The sequence below is a fragment of the Citrobacter sp. wls711 genome, from assembly GCF_005281055.1.
Classification (GTDB): domain Bacteria; phylum Pseudomonadota; class Gammaproteobacteria; order Enterobacterales; family Enterobacteriaceae; genus Citrobacter; species Citrobacter gillenii.
The window spans coordinates 1-1,239 of the sequence record NZ_SZXC01000042.1; the positions used below are offsets into that span (position 1 = coordinate 1).

Annotated in this window: 2 protein-coding genes and 1 pseudogene; 1 reads left to right on the forward strand and 2 read right to left on the reverse strand. The window is 45.4% G+C overall.

Features of this window, described 5'->3' with window-relative positions:
* A pseudogene (locus tag FDW98_RS14350) lies at positions 1–126 on the forward strand (ATP-dependent endonuclease); the annotation flags it as partial.
* Between the two features lie 166 nt (positions 127–292).
* Here FDW98_RS14350 and FDW98_RS14355 read toward each other — a convergent pair.
* A complete protein-coding gene (locus FDW98_RS14355; RefSeq protein WP_000694954.1) occupies positions 293–643 on the reverse strand; it encodes a DUF305 domain-containing protein in 351 nt (116 codons plus the stop codon).
* A 143-nt stretch (positions 644–786) separates the two neighbouring features.
* Positions 787–1,218: a silver-binding protein SilE gene (gene silE / locus FDW98_RS14360; protein WP_000790483.1), complete on the reverse strand. Its 432-nt coding sequence runs from the start codon at positions 1,216–1,218 to the stop codon at positions 787–789.
* Positions 1,219–1,239 lie beyond the last annotated feature (21 nt).

Here is a 1,239-nt window from a genome sequence, read left to right on the forward strand (position 1 = left end):
CTTGATAAATTCTGGCCCCGGATGACAGCGGAAAGAATCATCTCAAGATCAACCTATCATGACGGAATGCAGGAAAGGATTGAGCTGGTTGAGATCCTGAGCGATATTGTTGCCATGACGAGATAATGTGTAAAAATTATCGCAGCTGCATATATTCCGGTCCACAGCAAAGGACCGGAGTATAGTATATAAAAAACCCGAAATTAATCGGGTTTTAATTATTTAACGTTTAACAGGCTCCCGTGCCCGGGAGTGAATTAAAATTACGCTTATTATGGCTTTTTTGCAATCTTTATTTTTGACTGCCAAGCCATTTATTCATCTGCTCGATTTCACCTTTCTGAGCTTTAATGATGTCCTGCGCAAGCTTTCTCATTTCGGGATCTTTTCCGTATTTGAGCTCGGTCTCAGCCATTGCGATTGCCCCTTCATGGTGTGCGATCATACCTTTTGCAAAGGCCTTATCGGGATTGGATTCATTAACGGCGGCCATCATTTTTTCATGCATATTTTTCATGCCAGCCATATATTCCTGTGATGATGCCGATGAGTGCATATCTGACATTTTCATTTCCGAATGTTCAGCAGAAATGGCTGGCAGGGATAACATTAATATTACAAAAAGGGTGTTTTTGATTTTCATATAATAATTCCTTTCAGACAGGTACCGGTTAAGTGTAGCTGAGTCAGACAAAAAAGCCCCCTGACGGGGGGCAAAAATGTAGCAACGTTGTTTCAGGAAAATCTATCAGGGAAAAGGTAACAGCACGGATACTACCGTCGCATTCAGCCTGCATTGATCATGCGGCGGTGCGCTTCGGCCATGGCCTGATGTGGGCCGGATTGCCCGTTATTCATGAATTCATGGGCAACCGCTGCTCTTTCATGCTCATTCATCGCCGCGTAAGACGTTGACGGGACGGTCGTGGATACCGTGTTATTTCCCATCATCTTCTGATGACTTTCCACCATTTTCTGGTGCGCATCCGCCGAGCCGTTCGTCATGGTTTCATGAGCAATAATGGCCTGTTCATGCTGGTCCATACCGGTCATACGAGGAGCAGTCCCCTGGATCCCGACAGGAGCCGCAGCAGACTGCATCTGGTGAGCAGGAGCCTGTGCATTGTTGACGCGATCATGGATATTCACGGTTTCAGTGGCCCAGGCCGATGAAATTAAACCAAAGCCCAGCAAAGATGCTAATACGATATTTTTCATGATAACTCTCCATTTCTGAAT